The organism is Streptomyces sp. NPDC002324 (assembly GCF_053593335.1).
In genome coordinates this window covers 1-4,039 of sequence record NZ_JBSFCF010000087.1, presented here as the reverse complement: position 1 = coordinate 4,039, position 4,039 = coordinate 1, and the positions used below count along the sequence as shown (strand labels likewise).

4 protein-coding genes and 1 pseudogene are annotated in these 4,039 nt (G+C 69.0%); 3 read left to right on the top strand and 2 right to left on the bottom strand.

The window, feature by feature from the left end; translation table 11 throughout:
* The first annotated feature begins 317 nt into the window (after nucleotides 1-317).
* The gene (locus ACWCRJ_RS44425) at nucleotides 318-896 is read left to right on the top strand and encodes a TetR/AcrR family transcriptional regulator (protein WP_450944673.1); all 579 of its coding nucleotides are present in this window, start codon (nucleotides 318-320) and stop codon (nucleotides 894-896) included.
* Between the two features lie 185 nt (nucleotides 897-1,081).
* On the opposite strand, the pseudogene ACWCRJ_RS44420 reads toward ACWCRJ_RS44425, so the two are convergent.
* Nucleotides 1,082-1,548 (bottom strand): annotated as a pseudogene (locus tag ACWCRJ_RS44420) (LysR substrate-binding domain-containing protein); the annotation flags it as partial.
* A 379-nt stretch (nucleotides 1,549-1,927) separates the two neighbouring features.
* On the opposite strand from ACWCRJ_RS44420, the gene ACWCRJ_RS44415 reads away from it, so the two are divergent.
* Nucleotides 1,928-2,110 carry a hypothetical protein gene (locus ACWCRJ_RS44415; protein WP_450944672.1) on the top strand — a complete coding sequence of 61 codons (183 nt, stop codon included), beginning with the start codon at nucleotides 1,928-1,930 and terminating at the stop codon, nucleotides 2,108-2,110.
* A gap of 176 nt (nucleotides 2,111-2,286) precedes the next feature.
* On the opposite strand, the gene ACWCRJ_RS44410 is transcribed toward ACWCRJ_RS44415, so the two are convergent.
* Nucleotides 2,287-3,102 (bottom strand): helix-turn-helix domain-containing protein, encoded by an 816-nt coding sequence (locus ACWCRJ_RS44410; protein WP_450944671.1) that lies wholly within the window; start codon nucleotides 3,100-3,102, stop codon nucleotides 2,287-2,289.
* A 306-nt stretch (nucleotides 3,103-3,408) separates the two neighbouring features.
* Between ACWCRJ_RS44410 and ACWCRJ_RS44405 the strand changes: the two genes are divergently transcribed.
* Nucleotides 3,409-4,039: MBL fold metallo-hydrolase (locus ACWCRJ_RS44405; protein WP_450944670.1), on the top strand; the 631-nt coding region annotated here is incomplete at its 3' end.

The following is a 4,039-nucleotide window of genomic DNA, read 5'->3' as shown; positions in this document are numbered from 1 at the left end:
CCAGCGCCAGCGCGGCCGCCCTGCCGATACCGGAGGACGCACCCGTCACCAGAGCCACCCGTCGTGCTGTCGTCACCATTTCGAACTCCTGACTCGCGGGATTGATGTCGTCTTGCTGTTGATGGGTGATCGGGGTGCCGGTCGCGGATGGCGGCCTGCTCAGGCAGACCCGCATGGCCGACGACCCTCAATCGGTTTCACTACTGTATCAACTATCGAGAAAACCGCAACGCGATCGATGCTGTTAGCCGGTAAGTCGTATCATTCACGTATCTTCTACAAGGGAGTAGGAACCGACGACGCGACAGGAGAGAGATATGGGCCGAGCACTACGGGCAGATGCCGAGCGCAGTGTGCGCGCGATTCTGGAGGCGGCCGAGCGGGTACTGGCCGAGGATGCCGGCGCCTCCATGGAGCAGATCGCCGAGGCGGCGGGGCTGACACGAATCACCGTGCACCGCCGGTTCGCGAACCGGCAGGCACTGCTGGAGGCGCTGGCCGTCTCCGCGAAGCAGCAGCTCATCGACGCCATCGAGGAAGCCCGGCCCGACTCCGCTCCCGCGCTCGTGGCGCTGTACCGGGTGACCGTGAACGTCCTGCGGGCCAAGAGCACCTGGCGTTTCACGCTCAGCCACACCACGCCCCACAGCGAGACCGCGGCCGTCCTCTGGACCGAGATCGACAGGTATACCGTCCAACTCCTGACCCGTGCGCAGAGCGAGGGAATCCTCGCCCCGGACACGGACCTGGACTGGACGCGACAGGTGTACTACGCGCTCCTCAGCGAAGCCCTCAACAGGCCCGGTGGGGACCAGGACCCTGCCGCACAGGATCCCGACCCGCTGGCCGCACTCGTCGTCGACGCCCTCCTGCACGGCGCAGGGCCACACAACTGAGCCCCCACCCACGACCAAGCCCGCCACCAGTCGCACACCAGGCCCAGGTGCCCGTCGCACGACGACGGCGCCCCGTGGCTGACCGCCATGAGCTGCCCAGCGAACAGCTCGCCCGCGCACCACGTTCCGCCCGGGCGGGTGTACGGGACGTTCAGGAGGTCCGCACCGCGGCGCTCTCGCGCAGCAGCGGCGCGTGTGAGGGCGTGGTCGGCCGTGCGGACCAGCAGGATGCGGTGGACCGGGGCGGGCGGCTGCAGGGGCAGGACGCTCACGCCGGGGCGGATGCCCTCCAGGGCCAGGGTCAGGACGGGCGCCGGCGCCACCCTGATGCCGGCCGCGACTATGGCCTGGGCCTCCTGGCAGTCGCGGGCCCCGTAGGCGATCTGCGGCTCGAAGCCGACGGCACGGCGACTGCGTTCGAGTGCCTCGGCCACCGGATGGTTCCCGGCGCGGGCGATCCACGGATCGTCCGCGAGGGCGGCGAAGGTGGCCGAGCCACGGCCCGCGGGGATGACTGTCGCCGACCAGGAGCGCCGGGGGATCGTCGGCGAGCGGGGTGCCGGCCGAGTCCTCCCGCTCGATGCGACACCAGTCGTGGTCCCACATCAGAGACATCTCGATCTCCCGGTTCCAGCAACGGCCAGAGGCCGGCGGGGGCCTGACTCACAGGGGATCCGACGCCGTCGGCGCCGTACGGAACGTACGCCGGTAGGCCAGCGGGGACACCGTGGGCCGTCGTCGTGGCCCAGAGGGCGGACTGGTTCATCCTGGCCGATGACCCCGTCGGACCCTCGGGATGATTTCCGACGACAGAATCACTACCTAGAGTCCAGACATGTCGATCATGCGGGATCGATTCGGTTTGGCGGACGGCCTGGTCGGGCCGTCCCTCGCGGCGGGGCCATCCCCGTAACTGACGCCCGCGCCTGAAGGCGGGTGGGTTGGTCCAGGCTCGGCCTGGCGGCTTGCCTACTCGACACACGCGCGGTAGGGACCTCCTCCCGCGCTGTCCCTCCTGATTTGGGAGAACGATGATGAAGAAGATCTCACGGGGACGGCGAAAGACGGCGGCAGTGCTCGGCGCCGCCCTCGCGGCAACCAGCATGCTCGGCATCGTCCTCGCAGCGCAGGCCACAGCCCTGGAGCATCCCGCGGTTGCCTCTGATGACACCGGGCATGCCCCCTGGGTCGCGCCCTACCCGCCGAATCTCTGAGTTGCGTGATCGTGGGACGGACCTGACCTTCGTCATGACCCCGGGCTGCCAACACCTGGAGTAGGAAACTGCTGTTGAAGGCATTCAGGACGGTGCTGATCCCACGACTGGGTCACCGCTGGTGGCGGAGCGCTTGACATGTGGGACTCGTTTACGCGGTCAGGTGGCGTGGGCGGCTACGCAGGCGGCGACGCACGCTGGGAGGCGCGGAAGGCCAGGGGGGTTCGACCGGTGTGGCGTTGGAAGAACTTGCCGAAGTGGGTGGCGCTGGTGAAGCCGAGGTGGGCTGCGATGGTGGCGGCAGGTTCGGTGCCGTGGGCGAGGAGGCGCTTGGCCTCCAGGGCGAGGCGCTGGTCGAGGTAGTCCTTTGCGCTGAGGCCCGCTGCGGTCTGGGTGGCGCGGGTGAGGGTGCGGGTGGAGTAGCCGAGTTCGTGGGCGTAGTCGTCGATGCGGTGGGTGCGGGAGAAGCCTCGTTCGACGGCGTCGCGGAACCGCAGGAAGGGCTCGGGGGCCGATTTCGCGGCCTGACCGTGCTGCCGCAGGTTGGCGAGGCGCAGGAGTACCACGTCGAGCAGGCGGTGCAGCAGGGCGGTGTGGACCGGTGGCGGATGGCGGTCCGACTGGGAGAACTCCGCGGCCAGTTGCTCGGCCGCGGCTGCCAGCAGGGGGGCCTCCGAAGGGTTGGGGCTGTACAGGGGCATCGGGGCGGTGGTGGTGCCGAGGCCGGTCAGTTCCGCGGTCTCGGGGGCGACGAAGTCCTCTTGGAGAAGGATCATGATGGCCTCGGCCTGGTCGGGGTTCTGCCACTGGTGCACTTGGCCGGGCCGGATCCACAGCCAGGAGCCGGGCGGCAGTACGTGCCCGGTGAAGTCGACGCGATGGCGCAGGGTGCCGGAGGTGACCAGCAGCAGGGCGTGGAAGTCCTGCCGGTGCGGGGTGGCGATGTGCCAGGGCCAGTCACGGGTGCGGTCGCGGAAGTCGGCCAGGGTCATCACCTCCAGGCCGGCTGGGGACCCTACCGGAGGCTGGAAGGCCACCTTCGGAAGTCCCATCTCCCGCCGACCGGTCTTCTGCCGCGCTTGTCGCCTGTGGACCATCACGAGACCGCAGCGTATCTCGCCGGACATCCGGTTCCGCCTCAGTATGGAGTTGTTCCAAGGGGCAGCCCGCCCGTGGCGTGGAGCCGGCCATGTCCGTTGCGGCCGATGGTCGGTCGTGAGCCCGAGCACCAGCCATTTGCCCCTTCCCATGTCTCATCACCCCTCACCTCTCACCCGCACTTCGACAGGAGCAGAGAAATGCACGGCACCATCACGGTCATCGACAAGGGCCCGGTCCGCATTCACAGCTACGCCGCGCCCGAGGACGGCCTGGACGTCAACACCCAGCTGATCGAGACGCCGTCGCGGATCATCGCCGTCGACGCGCAGTTCGTCCTCGCCTACGCCGACGAAGTCGTCGCCTACGCCAAGCAGCTCGGTAAGCCGCTCGACCGCCTGGTCATCAGCCACGCGCACCCGGATCACTACCAGGGTGCGGCCCGCTTCGGCGTCCCCGTGCACGCCCTGCCGGAGACCACCGCGGAGATCGTCGCGGTGGGCGCCAAGACCGACCTGCCCACCGGCACCCCGATCCCGCTCGCCGACATGACCCCGACCGTGGAGATCACCCCCGGCACCGAGGTCATCGACGGCATCCCCTTCGTGTTCGAGAAGGCCACCGGCGGCGAGATCCACACCACCCTCGTGATCAAGCTGCCCGAGCAGGGCGTCCTGGTCGCCCAGGACGTCGTCTACAACCACACCCACCTGTGGTTCCTGGACAAGGACTTCGACGGCTGGCAGGCCAACATCGACCGCTTCGCCGCCGAGACCGAGTACGACACCATCCTCCCCGGCCACGGCGAACCGACCACCCCCGCCATCTGGG

Coding starts and splice junctions, on each gene's coding strand:
- ACWCRJ_RS44425 (WP_450944673.1), top strand. CDS start 318: ATGGGCCGAGCACTACGGGCAGATGCCGAGCGCAGTGTGCGCGCGATT.
- ACWCRJ_RS44415 (WP_450944672.1), top strand. CDS start 1,928: ATGATGAAGAAGATCTCACGGGGACGGCGAAAGACGGCGGCAGTGCTC.
- ACWCRJ_RS44410 (WP_450944671.1), bottom strand. CDS start 3,102: ATGACCCTGGCCGACTTCCGCGACCGCACCCGTGACTGGCCCTGGCAC.